The 23,205-nt window shown below is 55.2% G+C and carries 20 protein-coding genes and 1 riboswitch; of the genes, 10 read left to right on the forward strand and 10 right to left on the reverse strand.

The window, feature by feature from the left end:
* Positions 1-1,629 (forward strand): DNA-directed RNA polymerase subunit beta (gene rpoB, locus RTK32_RS03990; protein ID WP_312042212.1); only part of this gene is annotated, 1,629 nt, incomplete at its 5' end.
* A gap of 77 nt (positions 1,630-1,706) precedes the next feature.
* A complete protein-coding gene (gene rpoC / locus RTK32_RS03995; RefSeq protein WP_312042213.1) occupies positions 1,707-5,927 on the forward strand; it encodes a DNA-directed RNA polymerase subunit beta' in 4,221 nt (1,406 codons plus the stop codon).
* Between the two features lie 118 nt (positions 5,928-6,045).
* Here the strand turns inward: rpoC and RTK32_RS04000 are convergent, their stop codons facing one another.
* Positions 6,046-6,321 (reverse strand): DUF1127 domain-containing protein, encoded by a 276-nt coding sequence (locus RTK32_RS04000; protein ID WP_409451057.1) that lies wholly within the window; start codon positions 6,319-6,321, stop codon positions 6,046-6,048.
* An 83-nt stretch (positions 6,322-6,404) separates the two neighbouring features.
* Here RTK32_RS04000 and RTK32_RS04005 point away from each other — a divergent pair, with 83 nt between their 5' ends.
* Positions 6,405-7,844 (forward strand): PLP-dependent aminotransferase family protein, encoded by a 1,440-nt coding sequence (locus RTK32_RS04005; RefSeq protein ID WP_312042215.1) that lies wholly within the window; start codon positions 6,405-6,407, stop codon positions 7,842-7,844.
* Positions 7,845-8,252: 408 nt separating this feature from the next.
* A complete protein-coding gene (locus RTK32_RS04010) occupies positions 8,253-9,281 on the forward strand; it encodes a capsular polysaccharide synthesis protein (protein WP_312042216.1) in 1,029 nt (342 codons plus the stop codon).
* On the opposite strand, the gene thiH is transcribed toward RTK32_RS04010, so the two are convergent.
* From thiH to rsd, 7 genes are all read right to left on the reverse strand, one after another.
* Complete coding sequence (gene thiH / locus RTK32_RS04015) at positions 9,278-10,399, reverse strand: 2-iminoacetate synthase ThiH (protein ID WP_312042217.1); 1,122 nt, start codon at positions 10,397-10,399, stop codon at positions 9,278-9,280. The genes RTK32_RS04010 and thiH overlap by 4 nt on opposite strands.
* On the reverse strand, positions 10,396-11,172 hold the full coding sequence (locus RTK32_RS04020; protein ID WP_312042218.1) for a thiazole synthase: 777 nt from the start codon (positions 11,170-11,172) through the stop codon (positions 10,396-10,398). The genes thiH and RTK32_RS04020 overlap by 4 nt, the downstream gene beginning before the upstream one ends.
* Position 11,173: 1 nt before the next feature.
* Complete coding sequence (gene thiS / locus RTK32_RS04025) at positions 11,174-11,374, reverse strand: sulfur carrier protein ThiS (RefSeq protein WP_312042219.1); 201 nt, start codon at positions 11,372-11,374, stop codon at positions 11,174-11,176.
* A complete protein-coding gene (locus RTK32_RS04030) occupies positions 11,358-12,119 on the reverse strand; it encodes a HesA/MoeB/ThiF family protein (protein ID WP_312042220.1) in 762 nt (253 codons plus the stop codon). Before RTK32_RS04030 ends, thiS begins: the two co-directional genes overlap by 17 nt.
* Complete coding sequence (thiE, locus tag RTK32_RS04035; RefSeq protein WP_312042221.1) at positions 12,112-12,756, reverse strand: thiamine phosphate synthase; 645 nt, start codon at positions 12,754-12,756, stop codon at positions 12,112-12,114. The genes RTK32_RS04030 and thiE overlap by 8 nt, the downstream gene beginning before the upstream one ends.
* Positions 12,753-14,687, reverse strand: a complete 1,935-nt coding sequence (gene thiC, locus RTK32_RS04040; protein ID WP_312042222.1) for a phosphomethylpyrimidine synthase ThiC — start codon at positions 14,685-14,687, stop codon at positions 12,753-12,755. Before thiC ends, thiE begins: the two co-directional genes overlap by 4 nt.
* Positions 14,688-14,762: 75 nt before the next feature.
* Positions 14,763-14,863, reverse strand: a riboswitch (TPP riboswitch).
* An 89-nt stretch (positions 14,864-14,952) separates the two neighbouring features.
* Positions 14,953-15,456, reverse strand: a complete 504-nt coding sequence (rsd, locus tag RTK32_RS04045) for a sigma D regulator (RefSeq protein ID WP_312042223.1) — start codon at positions 15,454-15,456, stop codon at positions 14,953-14,955.
* 74 nt (positions 15,457-15,530) lie between these two features.
* Here rsd and nudC point away from each other — a divergent pair, with 74 nt between their 5' ends.
* The 6 genes from nudC to RTK32_RS04075 all read left to right on the forward strand — a co-directional run bounded on the left by nudC (position 15,531) and on the right by RTK32_RS04075 (position 19,930).
* Entirely contained in the window at positions 15,531-16,304 is a 774-nt protein-coding gene (gene nudC / locus RTK32_RS04050; RefSeq protein ID WP_312042224.1) for an NAD(+) diphosphatase, read from the forward strand.
* A 39-nt stretch (positions 16,305-16,343) separates the two neighbouring features.
* On the forward strand, positions 16,344-17,411 hold the full coding sequence (gene hemE, locus RTK32_RS04055; protein WP_312042225.1) for a uroporphyrinogen decarboxylase: 1,068 nt from the start codon (positions 16,344-16,346) through the stop codon (positions 17,409-17,411).
* A 2-nt stretch (positions 17,412-17,413) separates the two neighbouring features.
* Entirely contained in the window at positions 17,414-18,082 is a 669-nt protein-coding gene (gene nfi / locus RTK32_RS04060) for a deoxyribonuclease V (RefSeq protein WP_312042226.1), read from the forward strand.
* 65 nt (positions 18,083-18,147) lie between these two features.
* Positions 18,148-18,738, forward strand: a complete 591-nt coding sequence (locus tag RTK32_RS04065; protein WP_312042227.1) for a YjaG family protein — start codon at positions 18,148-18,150, stop codon at positions 18,736-18,738.
* A gap of 188 nt (positions 18,739-18,926) precedes the next feature.
* Positions 18,927-19,199 carry a nucleoid-associated protein HU-alpha gene (gene hupA / locus RTK32_RS04070; protein WP_017803060.1) on the forward strand — a complete coding sequence of 91 codons (273 nt, stop codon included), beginning with the start codon at positions 18,927-18,929 and terminating at the stop codon, positions 19,197-19,199.
* Positions 19,200-19,279: 80 nt separating this feature from the next.
* A complete protein-coding gene (locus tag RTK32_RS04075) occupies positions 19,280-19,930 on the forward strand; it encodes a DUF1481 domain-containing protein (RefSeq protein WP_312042228.1) in 651 nt (216 codons plus the stop codon).
* Positions 19,931-20,000: 70 nt separating this feature from the next.
* Here RTK32_RS04075 and purD read toward each other — a convergent pair whose 3' ends face one another.
* Together purD and purH are read right to left on the reverse strand one after the other, a co-directional pair.
* Positions 20,001-21,281, reverse strand: coding sequence for a phosphoribosylamine--glycine ligase (gene purD, locus RTK32_RS04080; protein ID WP_312042229.1), 1,281 nt, complete (start codon positions 21,279-21,281; stop codon positions 20,001-20,003).
* 13 nt (positions 21,282-21,294) lie between these two features.
* Positions 21,295-22,884, reverse strand: coding sequence for a bifunctional phosphoribosylaminoimidazolecarboxamide formyltransferase/IMP cyclohydrolase (purH, locus tag RTK32_RS04085; RefSeq protein ID WP_312042230.1), 1,590 nt, complete (start codon positions 22,882-22,884; stop codon positions 21,295-21,297).
* Positions 22,885-23,205 lie beyond the last annotated feature (321 nt).

A 23,205-nucleotide genomic window follows, 5' to 3' on the forward strand; every position in this document is an offset into this window, starting at 1 on the left:
CGCGTCGCGTTCATGCCGTGGAACGGCTACAACTTCGAAGACTCCATCCTGGTCTCCGAGCGCGTAGTACAGGAAGATCGCTTCACTACTATCCACATTCAGGAACTGGCCTGTGTGTCTCGTGACACCAAGCTGGGGCCGGAAGAGATCACTGCAGACATCCCTAACGTGGGTGAAGCAGCGCTCTCCAAGCTGGATGAATCCGGTATCGTTTATATCGGTGCTGAAGTGACCGGTGGCGACATTCTGGTCGGTAAGGTGACACCTAAAGGTGAAACTCAGCTGACGCCAGAAGAGAAACTGCTGCGCGCGATCTTCGGTGAGAAAGCGTCTGACGTTAAAGACTCTTCTCTGCGCGTACCAAACGGCGTGTCTGGTACCGTTATCGACGTGCAGGTCTTTACCCGCGATGGCGTGGAAAAAGACAAGCGCGCGCTGGAAATCGAAGAAATGCAGCTGAAGCAGGCCAAGAAAGACCTGTCTGAAGAACTGCAGATCCTCGAAGCTGGCCTGTTCAGCCGTATCAACTACCTGCTGGTTTCCGGCGGTGTGGAAGCGGAAAAACTGGACAAGCTGCCGCGCGAGCGCTGGCTGGAACTTGGCCTGACCGACGAAGAAAAACAGAATCAGCTGGAACAGCTGGCCGAGCAGTACGACGAGCTGAAGCACGAGTTTGAGAAGAAACTCGAAGCGAAACGCCGCAAAATCACTCAGGGCGATGACCTGGCACCTGGCGTGCTGAAAATCGTTAAAGTGTATCTGGCCGTTAAGCGTCAGATCCAGCCTGGTGACAAAATGGCAGGTCGTCACGGGAACAAAGGTGTTATCTCTAAGATCAACCCGATCGAAGATATGCCATACGATGAGAACGGTACGCCGGTCGACATCGTACTGAACCCGCTGGGCGTACCATCACGTATGAACATTGGTCAGATTCTTGAAACCCACTTGGGTATGGCTGCAAAAGGCATCGGCGAGAAAATCAACGCTATGCTGAAAAAGCAGGAAGAAGTCTCCAAACTGCGTGAGTTTATTCAGCGTGCTTACGATCTGGGCACCGACGTGCGTCAGAAAGTTGACCTGAACACCTTCAGCGATGACGAAGTGCTGCGTCTGGCAGAGAACCTGAAAAAAGGGATGCCTATTGCTACGCCAGTGTTTGACGGCGCGAAAGAAAGCGAGATCAAAGAGCTGCTGCAGCTCGGCGGCCTGCCTTCTTCCGGTCAGATTACTCTGTTCGATGGTCGCACCGGCGAGCAGTTTGAGCGTCAGGTTACCGTTGGCTACATGTACATGCTGAAGCTCAACCACTTAGTGGATGACAAGATGCACGCGCGTTCTACCGGTTCTTACAGCCTGGTTACTCAGCAGCCGCTGGGTGGTAAGGCTCAGTTCGGTGGACAGCGCTTCGGTGAGATGGAAGTGTGGGCGCTGGAAGCATACGGCGCCGCCTATACCCTGCAGGAAATGCTGACCGTGAAGTCTGATGACGTTAACGGCCGTACCAAGATGTATAAAAACATCGTTGACGGCAACCATCAGATGGAACCGGGCATGCCGGAATCCTTCAACGTACTGTTGAAAGAGATCCGCTCGCTGGGTATTAACATCGAGCTGGAAGACGAGTAAGCACTCGAATTTGTACTGGTTACAGGACGCCCGGCCCCGGGCGTCCTGAGAAGTCTCACTCCGACGGGAGCTAATCCGTGAAAGACTTACTTAAGTTTCTGAAAGCGCAAACTAAGACCGAAGAGTTTGATGCGATCAAAATTGCGCTGGCTTCGCCAGACATGATCCGTTCCTGGTCTTTTGGTGAAGTTAAAAAGCCAGAAACCATTAACTACCGTACGTTCAAACCAGAACGTGACGGGCTTTTCTGTGCGCGTATTTTCGGGCCGGTAAAAGATTACGAATGCCTGTGCGGTAAGTACAAGCGTTTAAAACATCGCGGTGTGATCTGTGAGAAGTGTGGCGTTGAAGTTACACAGACCAAGGTTCGTCGTGAGCGTATGGGCCACATCGAGCTGGCTTCGCCTACTGCGCACATCTGGTTCCTGAAATCGCTGCCATCGCGCATCGGTTTGCTGCTGGATATGCCACTGCGCGACATCGAACGCGTGCTGTACTTCGAATCTTATGTGGTTGTTGAAGGCGGCATGACCAACCTTGAGCGCCGTCAGATCCTGACTGAAGAGCAGTATCTGGACGCGCTGGAAGAGTTCGGTGACGAATTCGACGCCAAGATGGGTGCGGAAGCGGTTCAGGCCCTGTTGAAAAACATGGATCTGGAGCAGGAATGCGAGCAGCTGCGTGAAGAGCTGAACGAAACCAATTCCGAAACCAAGCGCAAAAAGCTGACCAAGCGTATCAAGCTGCTGGAAGCGTTCGTTCAGTCTGGTAACAAGCCAGAGTGGATGATCCTGACAGTGCTGCCTGTACTGCCACCGGATCTTCGTCCGCTGGTACCGCTGGACGGCGGTCGTTTCGCAACGTCGGATCTGAACGATCTGTATCGTCGCGTGATCAACCGTAACAACCGTCTGAAGCGCCTGCTGGATCTGGCCGCGCCTGACATCATCGTACGTAACGAAAAGCGTATGCTGCAGGAAGCGGTCGATGCGCTGCTGGATAACGGCCGTCGCGGTCGTGCGATTACCGGTTCCAACAAGCGTCCTCTGAAATCTTTGGCCGATATGATCAAAGGTAAGCAGGGTCGTTTCCGTCAGAACCTGCTGGGTAAACGTGTCGACTACTCTGGTCGTTCCGTTATCACCGTAGGTCCATACCTTCGTCTGCACCAGTGTGGTCTGCCGAAGAAAATGGCGCTGGAGCTGTTCAAACCGTTTATCTACGGCAAGCTGGAGCTGCGTGGTCTTGCTACCACCATCAAAGCCGCCAAGAAAATGGTTGAGCGTGAAGAAGCTGTCGTCTGGGATATCCTGGACGAAGTGATCCGCGAACACCCGGTCTTGCTGAACCGTGCACCAACACTGCACCGTCTGGGTATCCAGGCTTTTGAGCCAGTCCTGATCGAAGGTAAAGCTATCCAGCTGCACCCGCTGGTCTGTGCGGCTTATAACGCCGACTTCGATGGTGACCAGATGGCTGTCCACGTACCGCTGACGCTGGAAGCCCAGCTGGAAGCGCGTGCGCTGATGATGTCTACCAACAACATCCTGTCACCTGCGAACGGCGAGCCAATCATCGTTCCTTCTCAGGACGTTGTACTGGGTCTGTACTACATGACCCGCGACTGTGTTAACGCCAAAGGCGAAGGCATGGTGCTGACCGGTCCAAAAGAAGCCGAGCGTATTTATCGCGCTGGCCTGGCGTCTCTGCACGCTCGCGTGAAGGTGCGTATCACCGAGCACGAGAAAAACGAGCAGGGCGAATGGACGTCGAAAACCAGCATCATCGATACCACAGTGGGTCGTGCGATTCTGTGGATGATCGTGCCGAAAGGCCTGCCTTACTCTATCGTCAACCAGGCGCTGGGTAAGAAAGCGATCTCCAAGATGCTGAACACCTGTTACCGCATCCTGGGCCTGAAGCCAACGGTCATCTTTGCTGACCAGACGATGTACACCGGTTTTGCCTATGCGGCACGTTCTGGTGCGTCTGTAGGTATCGACGACATGGTGATCCCGGAGAAAAAAGTCGAGATCATCAGCGAAGCGGAAACCGAAGTTGCCGAGATCCAGGAGCAGTTCCAGTCTGGTCTGGTTACCGCGGGCGAACGCTACAACAAAGTGATCGATATCTGGGCTGCGGCCAACGAACGCGTTGCGAAAGCGATGATGGAAAACCTCTCTACCGAAGTCGTCATTAACCGTGACGGTGAAGAAGAGCGCCAGGTTTCCTTCAACAGCATCTTTATGATGGCCGACTCCGGTGCTCGTGGTTCTGCTGCGCAGATCCGTCAGCTGGCCGGTATGCGTGGCCTGATGGCTAAGCCAGATGGCTCCATCATCGAGACGCCAATTACCGCGAACTTCCGTGAAGGTCTGAACGTACTCCAGTACTTCATCTCGACCCACGGTGCTCGTAAAGGTCTTGCGGATACCGCACTGAAAACCGCGAACTCCGGTTACCTGACTCGTCGTCTGGTAGACGTAGCGCAGGATCTGGTGGTGACCGAGGACGACTGTGGCACGCACGAAGGCATCATGATGACTCCGGTTATCGAAGGTGGCGACGTGAAAGAACCGCTGCGCGAACGCGTACTGGGTCGTGTTACCGCAGAAGACGTGCTGAAGCCGGGTACGGCCGACATCCTGCTGCCACGCAACACCCTGCTGCACGAACAGCAGTGTGACCTGTTGGAAGAGCACTCTGTCGACAGCCTGAAAGTCCGCTCCGTAGTAAGTTGTGAAACTGACTTCGGCGTGTGCGCCCACTGTTATGGACGCGATCTGGCACGTGGTCACATCATCAACAAAGGTGAGGCCATCGGCGTTATCGCAGCACAGTCCATCGGTGAGCCGGGTACACAGCTGACCATGCGTACGTTCCACATCGGTGGTGCGGCATCGCGTGCGGCTGCTGAATCCAGCATTCAGGTGAAGAACAAAGGTACCATTAAACTCTCTAACGCCAAGTCGGTAACCAACTCCGCAGGCAAACTGGTTATCACCTCGCGTAATACCGAGCTGAAAATGATCGATGAATTCGGTCGTACCAAAGAGAGCTATAAGGTGCCTTATGGTTCTACCATGGCGAAAGGCGACGGTGAGCAGGTTGCAGCGGGCGAGACCGTAGCAAACTGGGATCCACATACCATGCCGGTTATCACCGAAGTGAGCGGTTTCGTTCGCTTTACCGACATGATCGACGGCCAGACCATTACCCGCCAGACGGATGACCTGACCGGTCTGTCTTCTCTGGTGATCCTGGACAGCGCAGAGCGTACGTCCGGCGGTAAAGATCTGCGTCCTGCGCTGAAAATCGTTGATGCCAACGGCAATGATGTGATGATCCCAGGCTCCGATATGCCTGCTCAGTACTTCCTGCCGGGTAAAGCGATTGTGCAGCTGGAAGATGGCGTGAAAATCAGCTCGGGTGATACCCTGGCTCGTGTTCCGCAGGAATCCGGCGGTACCAAGGACATCACGGGTGGTCTGCCACGCGTTGCTGACCTGTTCGAAGCGCGTCGTCCGAAAGAGCCAGCAATCCTGGCGGAGATCAGCGGTATTATCTCCTTCGGTAAAGAGACCAAAGGCAAGCGTCGTCTGGTGATCACACCGGTTGACGGTAGCGATCCGTACGAAGAGATGATTCCGAAATGGCGTCAGCTGAACGTGTTCGAAGGTGAACGCGTAGAGCGCGGTGACGTGGTTTCCGATGGCCCGGAATCACCACATGACATTCTGCGTCTGCGTGGCGTGCATGCGGTGACCCGTTATATCACTAACGAAGTGCAGGAAGTTTACCGCCTGCAGGGCGTTAAGATTAACGATAAGCACATCGAAGTCATCGTTCGTCAGATGTTGCGTAAAGCAACCATCGCAAGTGCAGGCAGCTCCGACTTCCTGGACGGTGAGCAGGTTGAAGTTTCACGCGTTAAGATTTCTAACCGTGAACTGGAAAACAACGGCAAAATCGCAGCGACCTATATGCGCGATCTGCTGGGTATCACCAAAGCGTCACTGGCGACCGAATCCTTCATCTCGGCCGCTTCCTTCCAGGAAACGACGCGCGTACTGACCGAAGCAGCCGTTGCGGGCAAACGCGATGAACTGCGCGGCCTGAAAGAGAACGTAATCGTGGGTCGTCTGATCCCAGCCGGTACCGGTTACGCTTATCATCAGGATCGTATGCGCCGTAAAGCAGCAGGCGAAGCGCCTGTTGTTCCTCAGGTCACGGCCGACGAAGCGTCTGCCAGCCTGGCGGAACTGCTGAACGCAGGTCTGGGCGGCAACGACGATTAATCGTCTTTCTCGCTGACCCTAAAAACCCCACCTCGGTGGGGTTTTTTTATGCCTGAAACAAGATGATGTGTAGGTCAGGTAAGGTATCACCGTAAGAAAGCCGCTTCGAATAGCTGACTTACCTGTATCGCTTAATATCATCGCTGGTTAGCCCAATATCTCTTAGCTGTGCATCGCTCAACCGTGCTAATGCTTTGCGGCTGCGTGCCTGCTGTCGCCAGGCCAGCCAGAGCCGCCGCGGTAACCTGAACATCAGTACAAAGGGCGACGCTCTGAAAGGCTGCCCGCCTCTGTTTTCGTTAAATTCCATCCCCGTCTCCTCATTTCGCTGTACAACTATTCTGCGCGGCGGCCGGACAGGGATACAGATGCAATAATCACTTTTATTTAACATACAAACTGCGCGATAGTAGGTCTGAATGGTGTTTTGCCTGCGGATCTGTACTGGTTTCCCCTGTGAAAAGGAAAGTGAAAGCGATGACACGTTATGAGCATCTGGCTAATTTACTGGCACAGCGTATTAATCAGGGGCTTTATCTGTGCGGAGAACGTCTGCCGTCGGTCAGGGCGCTGAGCAAAGAGCATGGCGTCAGTATCAGCACTGTTCAGCAGGCTTACTATCTGCTGGAAGAGCAGCAGCTGATTACGCCTCAGCCTCGTTCCGGTTATTTCGTGACGCCGCATCAATCCGTACATCCTCTGCCTGCGCTGACGCGGCCGGTTCAGCAGCCTGTAGACATCACGCAGTGGGAAGCGGTGCTGCAGCAGCTTAGTACCCGGCAGGAACAGGGAATACTGCAGCTGGGGAGCGGTACGCCTAACCTGATACAGTCGACCCTGAAACCGCTGTGGAAAATTATCGGTCGTCTCGCCCAGCAACAGGACAGCAGGCTGCTGGAGTATGACAATATTTACGGCATGCCCGAGCTGCGCGAGCAGGTGGCCCGTCTGGCTATCGACAGCGGCTGCCAGCTCACGCCAGAAGAAATTGTTGTCACCAACGGCTGCCATGAAGCTTTATCGGTAGCGATTCGCGCCGTTTGTCAGGCGGGCGATATTGTGGCGGTAGAGTCGCCCACCTATCACGGTATTATGCAGACGCTGCGCGGCTTTGGCGTAAAGGTGATTGAGATTCCGACCGATTCGCAGACGGGCATCAGCCTGGAAGCGCTGGAGCTGGCGTTGGAGCAATGGCCTGTTAAAGCGGTAATTGTGGTACCCAACTGTAACAATTCGCTGGGCTTTATTATGCCGGAGCGACGTAAGCGTGCCTTGCTGGCACTGGCACAGCGCTTTGATATCGCCATTATTGAGGACGATGTCTATGGCGAACTGGCCTGGGAGTACCCGCGGCCGCCGACGATAAAATCCTTCGACAGTGATGGCCGCGTGCTGCTCTGCAGCTCGTTTTCCAAAACGCTCGGACCCGGGCTACGCGTAGGCTGGGTCGTGCCGGGCCGTTATCTGGACCGTGTGCTGCATATGAAATATATCGTCACCGGTTCGGGTGTGCAGCACACGCAGCTCGCGGCCGCGGAGTTTGTCCGGCAGGGCTACTATCCTGCCCATCTCCGCCGTATGAGGCAGTACTACCGGCGTAACCTGGATATATTTACCGCTGCCGTCTTACAGTATTTCCCCTGCGGCATCTGCGTTACGCGTCCGCAAGGCGGCTATCTCCTGTGGATTGAGCTACCGGAAGCCGTGGATACGGTAAAGCTGAGTAAGCAGATGCGCGATGAGAGCGTGCAGATCGCTGTTGGGTCGCTGCTTTCCGCCTCGGGCAAATATCAAAACTGTTTGCGCCTTAATTACGGCCTGCCTTTTACGGCAGAGACGGAAAGAGCGTTGGTCACGCTGGGATCCGCCATTGAACAGGCTTTCGAGGCGGCGCTTCCCGGTATCGTTGCGGAGTGAGGGGCAGGCCCGAGAGGAAAAAATTAACGGGCTTGGGCGCGGCTTCTTACAACGCCAACAGCGATTCTATTTATCTTGCCAGCGCCAGTCATAACCAGAGTTGATTTGTGGAACACGCTTCGGGTATTTATTGTCCTTTTCTATTTTTACGTTAAAAAATAGAAGGTAAGGAAAGGCTAATTAATTATTTATAGGAATTTTCAGGGGTACGGTAGTCGCATTTATATTATATATATTTTTTTGATTTGTATTCTTTTCCTGAGCTTTCTCTTAAATGCATTCAGGCTCTGCGCTTAATATTGAGATGTCTATCCCATCTTGTTAAATTAATATAAATTCCCGCTGCCGGCCACGCGGCGCACTTCCCTGTCGTCGCTCAGCACTGTCAGCCAGCTGCTGTGAGGTATTATGAATAAAAATAAGATAAAGGCCATGGTGCGCCCGGCCATGAAAAATGCGGTTTCGCTACGTCTGCGTGTTGAAAAAGCCTTACTGAAAAGAAAAAAATTAGCGGAATATAATCCTGCTCTGGAACAGGATATGGATATTATTGTTCATAACAGAATATCCGGTGACATTCCTGAAAGGGTCTGGATGTTTTGGGCAGGCTCAACATTGCCGAAAGAAATTCAGAGTTTCGTTGATAAGGTCTCGCGTGAGAACCCTGAATGGTCGGTCACGGTGGTCAATGACGCGAATCTGTCGCACTATCTGCCCGACCTGGTCTTTACACGTCAGGATATGTTGGTGGCGCACAGAAGCGACGTTATTCGTCTGGAGTTGCTGTATAAATACGGTGGCGTTTGGATGGATGCCAGCGTGATACTGAACCGTACGCTGGATGAGTTTCTGGCAGTTAACGGCAATCAGCGTTATGACATGGTCGCGTTTTATCGCGATGTCTCCACTGTCGATCGGCGCTATCCGGTGATTGAAACCTGGTTTATGGCCGCACCGAAAAAGAACTCGTTTATTGCCAGCTGGCTAAGCTATTTCCGTCCTATTCTCACCCTGGGCGCGGAAGAAATGTTTAAACAACTTCAGCAGCTGCCCAATTATCAGGAGCTGGTGCAGAAAATCACCGACCCGCAATATCTTATCCTGAATATTACGCAGCAGCAGGCGCTGCGCGAATATAATGATTACAATTTTTATTTAAGAAAGTGCGAGGCTAATGCGCTTTATTATCAGCGCCTGGTGAGCTGGGATGCCGTACAGCTTAGCCGTATGCTGATGATCGATCGTTTGCCCGACGTTTTGCCGCCTATCGTCAAGCTGACCGGACTGGATCGGAAATATCTCAGCACCAACTTACGTTATGGTGCGGTAAATAAGGACAGTTTACTGGGGCAGGTGCTGTTTGCGGATGTGCCCGACAGGCTGCCGAATGTGCCAGACATGCCGATGCCCGGCATGTCCGGCAGTGCAGGCGCTTAGGCTCTTCCCAGCCAGCTGTCCCAGTCTTTCCAGACGGGCTGCATGCCGGCGCGAATCAGCGCTTCGGCAACCTGCTGCGGAGGGCGATTATCGTGCGGTGAGAATTGTTCCAACTCGCTTTGCCCGTCGGCATAGCCGCCGGGCTGCGTTTTTGAAAAAGCACTCACCGTATTGATCGCCAGCGGTACCACTTTGTCACGGAACTGCGGCGATTCGCGCGTTGACAGCGACTGCTCCACTTCCGGTGCAAACAGGCGAAACGCGCAGATAACCTGTACCAGCTGGGCTTCATCCATGATTGAGGCAGGCTGAATGCCGCCGGCACAAGGCCGCAGGCGAGGAAAAGCCACTGAATAGCGGCTTTGCCAGTAGGTTTTTTGAAGCCACAGCAGATGTTCCGCCATCATATAGCAGTCGGTGCGCCAGCTGTCGGAAAGGCCGATAAGCGCACCCAGCCCAATCTTATCAATACCCGCGCGCCCTAATCTGTCCGGCGTTTCCAGCCGGAAGAAAAAATCCTGCTTATTGCCTTTGAGATGATGCTGACCGTATACCGTCGGATGATAAGTTTCCTGATAGACCAGCACGCCATCCAGGCCCAGCTTTTTCAGTTCCGCGTAGTCCTGCTGGCCCAGCGGCTGGACTTCCATCATCAGCGAGCTGAAATGCGCGCGAATAGCAGGCAGATGGCGCCGGAAATAGTCCATGCCGACTTTCGCCTGGTGTTCGCCAGTGACCAGCAACAGTTGATCGAATCCCATCGCCCTGATCGCCAGACACTCGCGTTCTATCTCCTGTGCATCCAACGTTTTACGCTTGATACGATTGCTCATTGAGAAGCCGCAATAGGTACAATCGTTAGCACAAAGATTGGAGAGGTAAAGCGGAACGAAAAGGTTAACAGCGTGCCCAAAGCGCTGGCGTGTCAGTCGCTGTGCCTGACGAGCCATGGGTTCCAGCCAGGCTTGCGCGGCAGGTGACAACAGCGCCATCAGCTCCTCGCGGCCTACCACAGGGGCATTGAGCGCCCGTACCACGTCTGCGGAAGTTTTGCTGTTGATACGCAGGCGAATATCGTCCCAGTCCAGCTGCTCCCATTGCGCGACAAAGCTTTTCATAAGGTCGCTCCGCTTTGCAAAAAGCTGGTCAGCGGGCTGGTGGCGACGGCCTGCTGCTGACGGCTTCCCAGTCCACTCTGCCGCGCCAGCTCGCCCGCTTCTACGGCCAGGCGGAAGGCGCGCGCCATCTGAACAGGGTCGCGGGCGGAAGCCATAGCGGTATTCACCAGTACCGCATCGGCACCCATTTCCAGTGCTTCGCTGGCATGACTGGGCGCGCCAATGCCGGCATCAATCACCACGGGAACGCTGGCCTGTTCGATAATGATGGCCAGTAAATCACGTGTTTTCAGTCCCTGATTGCTACCAATCGGTGCGCCAAGCGGCATGACCGCGGCACAGCCCGCTTCCTCAAGCCTTTTACACAACACTGGATCGGCATGGCAGTAGGGCAGAACGGTAAAGCCTTCTCGTACCAGCGTCTCCGCCGCCCTGAGCGTTTCTACGGCATCGGGCAGCAGATAACGGGCATCAGGATGGATTTCCAGCTTCACCCAGTGCGTGCCCAGGGCCTCCCGCGCCAGGCGGGCGGCAAAAATGGCTTCTTCGGCGGTTTTCGCGCCTGAAGTATTGGGAAGAAGCTGCACGCCCAGCTGGCGTAAAGGCGCCAGAATACCGTCATCACCCCCACGTAAATCTACGCGCTTCATTGCCATCGTCACCAGCTGCGTACCGGACGCCTGCAGGGCACTGAGCATAACCGCAGGACTGGAAAATTTACCGGTGCCGGTAAACAGGCGCGAAGAAAAGGTCTTATCAGCAATTTGTAGCATATCAGCCTCCGGCGATGGCCTGGAAAATAACCAGACTGTCGCCTTCCTGTAAAAGATAGTCAGGCCAGCGGTCTCGCGGCACAATCCGCTGATTCACGGCCAGTGCGGTGCCGGAGGGGCTATGGCAAAGCTGCTCCAGCAAGACGGTCAGGGTCAGCGGCGCGGCAAAAACGTGTGGCTCATCATTAATGATGATGTTCACGAGGGCCTCCGCATACCGGGCAGCCTGGGTTGCGCTCCAGTTCAAGCGTGCGCCAGGCCTGCGTTTTACCATCAAACAGCCGCAGCTTACCGTCCAGCGCCGACGGCTGACCGGCCAGCATCTTCAACGCTTCCAGCGCCTGAAGCGTGCCCATCACGCCGACGACCGGCCCGAGCACGCCTGCGGTACGGCAGTTGCGCTGCGGCTCCGTTTCATCAGGCCACAGGCAGCAATAGCAACCCTGATGGAAAGGCGGGGCGAGCACCATTATCTGACCGCTGAAGCCCACCGCACTGGCGCTGATTAGCGGCGTGCTGGCTGTCACACAGGCAGCATTAACGGCGTGACGCGTCTGCATATTGTCACTACAGTCCAGAACCAGATCGGCAGACTGCACCTCTTCCTGCAGCGTAACGGCATCCATGCGCTGCTCAAGCGCTATGAACTCAACCTGAGGGTTCAGCGCCTGTAAACGATCCTTCGCCAGGACCGCCTTTGGCTGGCCTGTATCGCTGCTGCGGTAAAGGATTTGGCGCTGCAAATTACTGATATGCAGCTTATCGTCATCAGCCAGCAGCAGTTTGCCCACGCCCGCAGCCGCAAGATAAGCTGCGGCTGGTGAACCTAAACCCCCCAGTCCGACAATCAGCACGCTGGCCGCCAGCAGCTTTTCCTGAGCCTGTGGGCCAAACTCTTCCAGCAGCAGCTGGCGGCTGTAGCGCATAAAATCGCCGTCGCTAAGCATGGAGTGGCCCTCCGCTGCCGGCCAGTGACAGCAGCTGCGCGGTAGCGGCCTGCCAGTCGGCAGCCTGGGTAATGGCGCTGACCACGGCGATACTGCCAACGCCGGTAGCGAGTACCTCAGGCGCTCGCGCCAGCGAAATGCCGCCGATAGCAACGGTTGAGATGCCCTTGAGCCGCCCGACATGCCGCTTCAGTTCCTGAAGCCCCTGGGGGGCAGAAGGCATGACTTTTGTCCGGGTAGGGAAGACGTGTCCCAGCGCAAGATAAGAAGGGCGCTCGGCCAGCGCGCGATCCAGTTCCACATCGTCATGCGTGGATAATCCCAGGCGCAGCCCGGCACGGTGGATCGCATCCAGATCGGCACTATCCAGATCCTCCTGGCCCAAATGGATGCCATAAGCGTCATGCTTAATCGCCAGCCGCCAATAATCGTTGATAAACAGACGGGCCTGGTAGCGTTTACCCAGCGCGATAGCCGTTGCTACATCTTCTGCTACCGCGTCTTCGGGTAAATCTTTAATGCGTAGCTGGAGGGTTCGTACACCAGCTGCGAGCAGACGTTCAATCCAGACCACGCTGTCCACCACCGGATAAAGTCCCAGTCTGGCCGCCGTTGGGGGAAAAGCGGCACGGCTCATATGTTTTCCTCCGGCTTCAGTGCATCGGCAGCGTGATAAAGTTCGCCACCACGATCGCGGAACGCCTGCGACATTTCCGCCATGCCTATTGCGATCGGCTGCGCTTCCGCTTCCTGCTTTGCGGCGTACTCACGGACTTCCTGAGTGATCTTCATTGAACAGAATTTCGGGCCGCACATAGAGCAGAAATGGGCGACCTTGCCGGACTCCTGCGGCAGCGTTTCATCATGGAAAGCGCGGGCAGTATGCGGATCCAACGCCAGGTTAAACTGATCTTCCCAGCGGAATTCAAAGCGCGCTTTCGACATGGCGTTGTCACGGATCTGCGCGCCCGGATGGCCTTTGGCAAGATCGGCTGCGTGGGCAGCAATCTTGTAGGTAATCAATCCCTGCTTTACATCTTCTTTGTTCGGCAGGCCCAGGTGCTCTTTCGGCGTGACGTAGCACAGCATGGCGCAGCCAAACCAGCCAATCATCGCCGCGCCAATACCGGAAGTGAAATGGTCGTAGCCTGGCGCAATATCGGTAGTCAGCGGGCCGAGGGTATAGAAAGGCGCTTCATGGCAGTGCTCAAGCTGCTCGGTCATATTGCGTCTGATCATTTGCATCGGCACATGTCCCGGGCCTTCAATCATCACCTGCACGTCATACTCCCAGGCAATTTTTGTCAGTTCGCCCAGCGTGCGCAGCTCGGCAAACTGCGCCTCGTCATTGGCATCCTGTATCGAGCCGGGGCGCAGGCCGTCGCCCAGCGACAGCGAGACATCGTAAGCGGCACAGATCTCGCAGATATCACGAAAGCGTTCGTAGAGAAAGCTTTCACGATGATGCGACAGGCACCACTTCGCCATAATGGATCCCCCACGCGAAACGATGCCGGTCAGGCGTTTTGCCGTCATCGGCACATATCGCAGCAGCACGCCCGCATGAATAGTGAAGTAATCCACGCCTTGTTCAGCCTGCTCCAGCAGCGTGTCGCGGAACACTTCCCAGTTGAGGTTTTCCGCCACGCCGTTAACCTTTTCCAACGCCTGATAGATGGGCACCGTGCCAATCGGCACCGGACTGTTGCGCAGGATCCACTCGCGGGTTTCATGAATATTCCGCCCGGTAGAGAGGTCCATTACCGTATCCGCCCCCCAGCGCACCGACCAGACCAGCTTTTCGACTTCTTCCTCGATGGAGGAACTGACCGCAGAGTTGCCGATATTGGCGTTAATTTTCACCAGAAAATGGCGGCCGATAATCATCGGCTCCGATTCAGGATGGTTGATATTGGCCGGGATAATAGCGCGTCCGGCGGCCACCTCCTGCCGAACAAAATCGGCGGTGATGTTTTCCGGCAGCCTTGCGCCGAAGCTCTCTCCCGGATGCTGTTGCAATAGCGCTTCGCTGCGAATGCGTTCGCGGCCCATATTTTCGCGCAGTGCAATAAATTCCATTTCCGGCGTGATAATGCCCTGGCGTGCGTAGTGAAGTTGGGTGACGCGGCGGCCAGCCTGTGCGCAACGCGGACGGGGCAAATTATCAAAGCGCAGATGATCCAGTCCTGCGTCCGCCAGGCGCTGCTGCGTATAAACAGAACTCAGTTGCTCAATCGATTGCGTATCGGCACGTTCTGCAATCCAGCTTTCGCGCAGCCTGGCGATGCCGGCATGGACGTCAATAACGGCGTCGGGATCGCCATAAGGTCCGGCGGTATCGTAAACCGGTACTGGCTCGTTTTCTTCGAACAGCGGGTTTTCTTTACTGCCGCCAACAGGGGTGGGCGAGAGCTGAATTTCACGCATCGGCACGCGCAGATCGGCTCGCGATCCGGTCAGATAAATACGTTTGGAATGGGGGAAGGCGGTGCCTTGTAAAGCGGCGATAAACTGTTGGGCTTCAGCGCGCTGTTCGCGTCGGTTGGATTTCTTAACCTGGGTAGACATAGCAAGTTCCTGACTTAAGGGAAATTTGCTTGTCCGGAGTTCGGAGGAGTAAGCGCGGGGCCGATAGCCCCAACCTGGATCTTTACTCTTGTTCCCTTCGCAGGTTCTAACCTGATCAGGTTCCGCGGATCCCGAATTAACGGTCTCAGCCCCGAGGGGCACTCCGACAAGAAGACATCTGGCTTTCGCCAGGGGCAATCATCTGATTGCCTTTTCAGCATAAAGGGACGTTATGGAAAGCTCAAGAATTTAAACGGAGAACTTTTCAGGCAGGACGGGCCATTGCAGAATCATTGGCTGCGGGCTTCCCCATATACTTTTCCAGCGCCAGCTGAATGAATTTATCTTCCAGCGTGAAGCGGGCTTCCAGCGCTTCGCCGACAATCGACAGCGCCTGCTGGAATTCCAGATAGTTATCGTGATCGATGGCGTTTTCCAGGTGCGCGTCGTAAATACCCATAATCTGTTCGGTATTGGACTGTAGGGAAGGATAAATCAGCGCCGCTTTGGCCAGCTGCTCGGTTCCTTCCATTTCCTGAATAAAGCGCTCGTATGCCGTAAAGTGGCCAGTTGAGAGATAATCAACCAGGCTTTGACAGAAGTTATCCAGCGCCTCTTCGTCGAGCGTGGTCAGCGATTCTTTGTTAGGCTTCATGCCAACCATTTGATAATAAGCAACTAACAGCTGCTTGCGTGAGTGAAGGCAAAAGTCTACCAGTTCGCTGCATCCGCCTACGCGCGAGGCCAAAACTTCCAGCTGGTCAAGCATGAGTGACTCCAAAAAGTGTTATTTTAACTGTCTATCCCAATCCGGTAAGTGCGTGAAGTGAGGATGAGCAATTTATGGAACTTGAGATTTCAAGCGTAGACGCTGGCTGGTGGATTGTCAGCCACGAACAGAAAATTTGGCTGCCAAAAGGTCAATTACCGTACGGAAATGCACAAGATTTAGGCCTGGTCGGCTCGAAGGGTGCACCGATAGGGGAGTGGCAGGGTGAACCGGTAAGGCTGATTAACGAAAATCGGCCAGAAGGAATGGCATCGCTGCGACAGCTGCTCGATCAGGATCCCGCGCTGTTTCAGCTGGCGGGACGCGGTATTCAGCTGGCGGAATTTTACCGCTCGCACCAGTGGTGCGGTTACTGCGGCCATTCGATGTCTCGCAGTAAAACGGAATGGGCCTGCCTGTGCAGTCATTGCCGCCAGCGCTACTATCCGCAAATTGCGCCCTGTATCATCGTAGCTATCCGGCGTGATGATGAGATCCTGCTGGCACAGCATACCCGACACCGCAACGGCATCTACACGGTGCTGGCTGGTTTTGTTGAGGTGGGTGAAACGCTGGAGCAGACCGTGGCGCGCGAAGTCATGGAAGAGAGCGGCATCCGGGTGAAAAACCTGCGCTATGTTTCTTCGCAGCCCTGGCCTTTCCCGCAGTCCCTGATGATGGCATTTATGGCCGATTACGACAGTGGCGAGATCAACATCGATCCTAAAGAGCTGCTGGACGCTAACTGGTATCGCTTCGACGCTTTGCCGTCGCTGCCGCCAGCGGGAACGGTGGCGCGTCGACTGATAGAAGACACCGTCGCGCTCTGCCGCGCCGCTGTGGAATAACTGATATACTGTGCGTCTGAATGAAAAAGAGTCCTGAAGATGAGTGAACTGAAGAACGATCGTTATTTGCGTGCTCTGCTGCGTCAGCCGGTAGACGTTACGCCCGTGTGGATGATGCGTCAGGCCGGACGGTATTTGCCGGAATACAAGGCGACGCGCGCCCAGGCCGGCGACTTTATGTCGCTGTGTAAAAATGCTGAGCTGGCCTGTGAAGTCACGCTGCAACCGCTGCGTCGCTACGCGCTGGACGCGGCGATCCTCTTCTCTGATATCCTGACCATCCCGGATGCGATGGGGCTGGGACTCTATTTTGAAGCGGGCGAAGGGCCACGCTTTTCTTCCCCTGTCACCTGCCGTGCGGACGTAGAAAAACTGCCCGTTTTCGATCCCGAGCAGGAGCTGGGCTATGTGATGAATGCCGTGCGCACCATCCGTAAAAATTTACAGGGCGCGGTGCCGTTGATTGGTTTTTCCGGCAGCCCGTGGACGCTGGCGACCTATATGGTCGAAGGCGGCAGCAGTAAAGCCTTTACCAAACTGAAAAAGATGATGTACGCCGAGCCGGAAACCCTGCACCTGATGCTGGATAAGCTGGCCGACAGCGTGACGCTTTATCTGAATGCCCAGATCCGTGCGGGCGCGCAGTCGGTGATGATTTTCGATACCTGGGGCGGAGTCCTTACCGGGCGCGATTATCTGCAATTCTCTCTGCACTACATGCACAAAATCGTTGATGGCCTGCAGCGTGAAAATGACGGTCGCCGCGTGCCCGTTACGCTGTTTACCAAAGGTGGCGGTCAGTGGCTGGAAGCGATGGCGGAAACCGGCTGCGATGCACTTGGTCTGGACTGGACCATGGATATTGGCGAGGCACGTCGACGCGTCGGTCACAAGGTGGCGCTGCAAGGCAACATGGATCCTTCTATGCTTTATGCCTCTCCTGCCCGAATTGAGCAGGAAGTCGCGGGTATTCTTCAGAGCTTCGGCAACGGCACGGGCCACGTGTTCAACCTGGGTCACGGCATTCATCAGGATGTCCCACCGGAACACGCGGGTGCTTTTGTGGAGGCCGTCCACAAACTGTCAGGACAGTATCACCAGGATTAATTATGGATATACAGGCATTAAAGCAGGAACAGACGACGCGTGCGGCAGAAGTGGTACGCGCCGATGATTTTGACGTAATGCCGCCACGCTATATCGCCGGGGCGGATGTGGGATTTGAGCAGGGCGGTGAGGTCACGCGCGCCGCGTTGGTGTTGCTGGAATATCCCTCGCTGAAGCTGATTGAGCATCGCGTCGCGCGGATAGCGACCACCATGCCCTATATTCCCGGTTTTCTCTCGTTTCGTGAATATCCTGCTCTACTGGCCGCCTGGGAGCAGCTGGAGCAAAAACCCGATCTGCTGTTTGTGGATGGTCAGGGCATTGCGCATCCTCGCCGCCTTGGCGTTGCCAGCCATTTTGGCCTGCTGGTGGATGTGCCGACTATCGGCGTGGCGAAAAGCCGGCTGTGCGGCAAGTTCGAGCCGTTAGGCGACGAGCCGGGTTCCCGGCAGCCGCTGATCGATAAGGGCGAGCAGATTGGCTGGGTATTGCGCAGCAAAAAACGCTGCAATCCTCTGTTTATTTCGCCGGGCCACCGCGTCAGCGCCGATACAGCGCTGCACTGGGTTGAAACCTGCCTGCAGGGCTACCGCTTGCCGGAACCGACGCGCTGGGCCGATGCCGTAGCGTCCAACCGGCCTGCTTTCGCCCGTCTGGGCACTCTGCTATAACGGTGTGAGGCGCGGGCTTTTCGGTTACACTGCAGCCCGCGCACTTTTGTTTAAGAGATCCCAACATGTTACGTAATCCGATTCACCTGCGGCTGGAAAAACTGGAAAGCTGGCAGCACGTTACTTTTATGGCCTGCCTGTGCGAGCGTATGTATCCCAATTACTGGGCATTTTGCCGTCAGACCGGGTTTGGCGACGGCCAGATCTATCGCCGCATTCTCGATCTGGTCTGGGAAACGCTGCTGGTGAAAGATGCCAAAGTGAATTTTGACTCGCAGCTGGAAAAGTTTGAAGAGGCCATCCCGGCGGCGGCGGATTACGATCTGTACGGCGTTTACCCTGCTATTGATGCCTGTGTGGCGCTGAGCGAACTGCTGCACTCTCGCTTAAGCGGTGAAACGCTGGCACATGCGATTGCCGTTAGCGAAGCTTCAATCACGTCTGTTGCCATGCTGGAAATGACTCAGGCTGAACGCGAAATGACCGAGGAAGAGCTAAAAGCGAATCCCGCGGTCGAAGAAGAATGGGACATCCAGTGGGAGATTTTTCGCCTGCTCAGTGCCTGTGAGGAAAGGGATCCGGAACTGATAAAAGGACTGCGTTCTGACCTGCGGGAATCAGGGATCAGTAATATCGGTATAAATTTTCAGCAGTAAGGCGATAAAACGTGACTTCAGGCCTGATTTGTAGCGCCTTAAGGCTTCACATTCGCCCCCAGTCTGGTCTACATTTGTGGGGCTGAAAAAAGTGGCTATCGGTGCGTGTATGCAGGAGAGTGCCAGAAACTGGTTTTTCCCTCGCACTCGATGCTTAGCAAGCGATAAATACACTGTAAGGATAACTTATGAACAAGACTCAACTGATTGATGTAATTGCGGACAAAGCGGACCTGTCTAAGACCCAGGCTAAAGCTGCACTGGAATCCACTCTGGCTGCGATTACTGAGTCTCTGAAAGAAGGTGATGCTGTACAACTGGTTGGTTTTGGTACTTTCAAAGTTAACCACCGTGCTGAGCGTACTGGCCGCAACCCGCAGACCGGCAACGAAATCAAAATTGCAGCTGCAAACGTACCGGCATTCGTTTCTGGTAAAGCTCTGAAAGACGCTGTTAAATAATCGACAGTGAAAAGTTTTAAACAGGGGGGCGTTAAGCCCCTTTTGTTAAGGCTTTTTAGCTGTTTCTCCCAGGACAGCTTGTGAACTTTTTCTCCCGCTCCCTTTTGCCGCTCCTGCTGCTGTTAGCAGGCTGTAGCTCGCCGCCACCTGATTTTACCGCTAGCGGCTATCTGGCCGATCGCGGCACTGTGCGTATCTGGCGCAAAACGCATGCTTCCCAGTCAACCCATTTGCAGACGGTCTACACCCCTTTCACCGAGCCGGTAACGGAAACCACCGATTATCAATGGCAACAGGGCAAACTCATTTCTGTTGAACGCCAAACCGTGGGTGCGCATCCTGAAAGCGTGACGCTGAGGTTTGATCAACGCGGACGCCTGAGTTTTATGCAGCGTCAGCTGGCACAGCGGCGAGAAGCGCTGACGGCCGATGCGATCGCGCTTTATCAGTTTGAAGCCGGACGTATGCTAACGATTAGCGATGATTTGTTACGAGGACGCGTAAGGCTGATTCAGGGGGTATGGACGCCTTCCGGCGTAGTCAGGCTGTGTGAAGGCGGTAAAGCCTCGCCTGGTTTTGACAGCAATGCCGTGCATTATATTACCCAACATCAACAGGGCTCAGATAAACCGCTCAGTATTGCCTGGCTGGAAGCGCCTGGCGGCACGCAGCTGCTGCTGGCCACGCCGGAAGACCTTTGTCGGCAGCAGCCCCAGGAAGAGAGCTTTTAGGCGCCTTATCGGGTTCTGTCACCTTATTGGAACAAAAGGGGACAAGCGACGTCATCCCCTTCAACCCGTCTTATTTACGCCCGATAGCGCGGTAGCCGATATCGGTGCGGCAGAAGCTGCCGTGCCAGGAAATGTGCTTAGCCAGTTCGTAAGCGTGTTGCTGAGCCGCCGCGACATCTTCACCCAGCGCGGTGACGCACAGCACACGCCCGCCGTTAGTCACCACCAGATCGTCCTGCATTTTGGTTCCGGCGTGGAACACCTTGCCGTCCGGTGACGCTTCCAACGGTAGACCGTGGATCGGGTCACCGGTGGCGTAATCGCCGGGATAACCGCCCGCCGCCAGCACTACGCCCAGCGAAGGACGGGGATCCCACACGGAATCTTTGGTATCCAGCTTGCCATCAACGGCCGCCAGGCAAAGATCGACCAGATCGGACTGCAGGCGCAGCATGATCGGCTGCGTTTCAGGATCGCCAAAGCGGCAGTTAAATTCGATGACTTTTGGCTGACCGCTTTTATCAATCATCAGACCGGCGTACAGAAAGCCGGTGTAAACGTTGCCTTCTGCCGCCATGCCACGGACGGTTGGCCAAATGACTTCATCCATGACGCGCTGGTGGATTTCATCGGTCACCACTGGCGCAGGGGAATAGGCCCCCATGCCGCCTGTATTCGGGCCGGTATCGCCATTGCCGACGCGTTTATGATCCTGACTGGTCGCCATCGGCAGCACGTTCGTACCATCAACCATCACGATAAAGCTGGCTTCCTCGCCATCCAGGAACTCCTCCACCACGATGCGATGTCCGGCATCACCAAAAGCGTTTCCGGCCAGCATATCTTTAATGGCGGCTTCCGCCTCTTCCAGCGTCATCGCGACGATCACGCCTTTGCCCGCCGCCAGGCCGTCTGCCTTAATCACAATCGGCGCGCCTTTGCTGCGCGTATAGGCCAGCGCGGCCTCTACGTCCGTGAAGTTCTGATATTCCGCCGAGGGAATGTTATGGCGGGCCAGAAAATCCTTGGTGAAAGCTTTCGATCCTTCCAGCTGGGCGGCGGCCTGAGTAGGGCCGAAGATTTTCAGCCCGGCAGCACGGAAAGCATCCACCACGCCGATGACCAACGGCGCTTCCGGCCCAACGATAGTCAGGTCGATGCGCTCACTTTTGGCAAAATCCAGCAGCGCAGGGATATCGGTCGCGCTAATAGCGACGTTTTGCAGCGCAGGTTCCAGCGCGGTGCCTGCGTTGCCGGGGGCGACGAACACGGTTTCTGCCAGAGGCGACAGGGAAGCTTTCCACGCCAGCGCGTGCTCACGGCCGCCATTACCAATCACTAAAATTTTCATTGTCGTTTCCTTATTAATGACGGAAGTGGCGCATGTTGGTGAAAATCATGGCAATACCGTGTTCGTCAGCGGCGGCAATCACTTCTTCATCGCGAATTGATCCGCCTGGCTGGATGACGCAGCTGACACCGGCAGCGGCGGCCGCATCAATGCCGTCCCGAAACGGGAAGAAAGCGTCAGATGCCAGCGCGCAGCCTTCCACAATCAGCCCTTCGTCTTTTGCTTTGATACCGGCAATTTTAGCGGAGTAAACACGGCTCATCTGACCTGCGCCAATCCCGACAGTCATGTTATCGCGCGCATACACGATGGCATTAGACTTCACAAATTTAGCGACCTTCCAGCAGAACAACGCATCCCGCAGCTCCTGTTCGGTAGGCTGGCGTTTGGTCACCACGCGCAGCTGGCTTTCTTCAACCATGCCCAGATCGCGATCCTGTACCAGTAAGCCGCCGTTTACACGTTTGAAATCCAGCCCGGCCTGACGCTGTTGCCACTGGCCGCAAATCAGCACGCGAACGTTCTGTTTAGCTGACGTTACCTGCAGCGCGGCTTCACTGGCGGAGGGTGCAATGATCACTTCGACGAACTGACGGCTGATAATTGCCTGAGCGGTCGCTTCATCAAGCTCGCGGTTAAAGGCGATAATGCCACCGAAAGCAGAGGTAGGATCGGTCTTGTAGGCCAGCTCATAAGCGCCCAGGGCAGAATCGCTAACCGCTACGCCGCAAGGGTTGGCGTGTTTGACAATCACGCAGGCCGGTTCGCTGAATTCTTTAACGCATTCCAGGGCTGCATCCGTATCCGCAATATTGTTATAAGAGAGCGCTTTGCCCTGAACCTGCTGCGCCGTGGCGACCGAAGCTTCAGAAACGTGCTCTTCTATATAGAAGGCGGCATCCTGATGGCTGTTCTCACCGTAACGCATATCCTGCTTCTTAATGAAGTTCAGATTCAGCGTGCGCGGGAAGCGACCGGCCGGCTCGCCAGTTTCGCCATGATAGGCCGGTACCAGGCGACCAAAGTAGTTAGCGATCATACTGTCGTAGGCGGCAGTGTGTTCGAAAGCCTTAATGGCCAAATCAAAGCGGGTGGCCAGCTGCAGTGAGTTACCGTTAGCATCCATCTCGGCTATCACGGCGTCGTAGTCGCTGCTCTTCACCACAATAGCCACGTCTTTATGGTTCTTGGCCGCAGAGCGCACCATTGTCGGGCCGCCAATATCAATGTTTTCTACAGCGTCTTCTAACGAGCAGCCTTCACGCGCTACGGTCTGTGCAAAGGGATAAAGGTTAACAACGACCATATCGATAGGGGCAATAGCGTGTTCCTGCATAATAGCGTCGTCCTGACCGCGGCGGCCCAGGATACCGCCATGAACTTTAGGATGCAGAGTTTTGACGCGTCCATCCATCATTTCCGGGAAACCGGTGTAGTCAGAGACTTCGGTAACGGGCAGACCGGCTTCCGCCAACAGGCGGGCAGTGCCACCAGTGGAAAGCAGCTCCACGCCACGCGCTGAAAGCGCCTGTGCAAATTCGAGGATACCGGCTTTATCGGACACGCTGAGCAGAGCGCGACGTACAGGACGAGGTTGTTGCATGAGGTTTTATCCCTTGGCTTTGGTTCGCATAGATAAGAGCGTTACATCAATCTTAGCTTTTTCTTCCTTTTATAAAGAAAGAAGCCCTGAAGATTCAGGTAACGCCCCCAAATGGGGGCCGGGATTTTTCCGGGGCATTGTAGCGAAAACGTTTGCGTAACGCTCGCCTAAATTTGATTGAGCCGATCAATGTGGATAACTTTGTGGGTAAATGCGTATAAATAGCCATTTTGCTGTGGAATGCAGCGAACGAGCTATTTTTCTAAAATTAGGGGTTGTCAGCCGTCGAGAACTCCCTATAATGCGCAACCACTGAGACGG

The sequence above is a fragment of the Erwinia sp. genome (assembly GCF_031978025.1).
In the GTDB taxonomy this organism is placed as follows: Bacteria; Pseudomonadota; Gammaproteobacteria; order Enterobacterales; family Enterobacteriaceae; genus Erwinia.